This is a genomic window from Streptomyces sp. SM1 (assembly GCF_002910825.1).
GTDB lineage: Bacteria > Actinomycetota > Actinomycetes > Streptomycetales > Streptomycetaceae > Streptomyces > Streptomyces okerensis.
Window position 1 is genome coordinate 1 of the sequence record NZ_NEUB01000585.1, and the last position, 571, is coordinate 571.

The 571-nt window shown below is 75.1% G+C and carries 1 pseudogene; it reads right to left on the minus strand.

Features of this window, described 5'->3' with window-relative positions:
* Positions 1-496, minus strand: a pseudogene (locus tag B9S61_RS14435) (hypothetical protein); the annotation flags it as partial.
* Between the last annotated feature and the right edge of the window lie 75 nt (positions 497-571).

Below are 571 nucleotides of genomic sequence, written 5' to 3' on the forward strand. Positions count from 1 at the left end.
CCCGGTATCCCCTCCGGAGTCCGGCCACGTCCTCGGCGGGCACCACCGCGACCTCGGTGTGTTCGACGGGGATGCGGTCGGCGTAGGGCATGCGGTCGGCGGCGAGCCGCTCTCTCACCTGCGCGGTGACGGGCGCGAGATCCACGGTGACCGGGCCCCGGGGAGCCATGTCGTCGCGCAGGGCGTGCAGAACGGCGTCGTGGACGGTCCTGTTCCCCGCGTCCCATGCGGTGCGGAACGCCGCGGTGCGGGTGAAGGAGCGGACGGCGTCGTGCAGGAACGGGGCGAGTGCGGCGTCCGCCGGTGTTCCGGTGTCCGGCGCCAGTCTCCGGACGACCTCGTCCCCCACGGCGTCGGCGACCGCTTCCCGTACGGCCGGGTCGGCGGCCAGCGGGGCCATGGCGCTGACGTAACGGCCGGTGTCGGCGAGCCCGAAGGCCGCCCAGCCGGCGAGGGCGGCACAGGGCGTCAGCAGGCAGGCGAGGGCGACGAGCACCGCGGAGAGCCCATGCCGCAGACGCGTACGCCGGGATTCATCACGGAGGGCCACCCCTCCACCCAACGCCCGCCC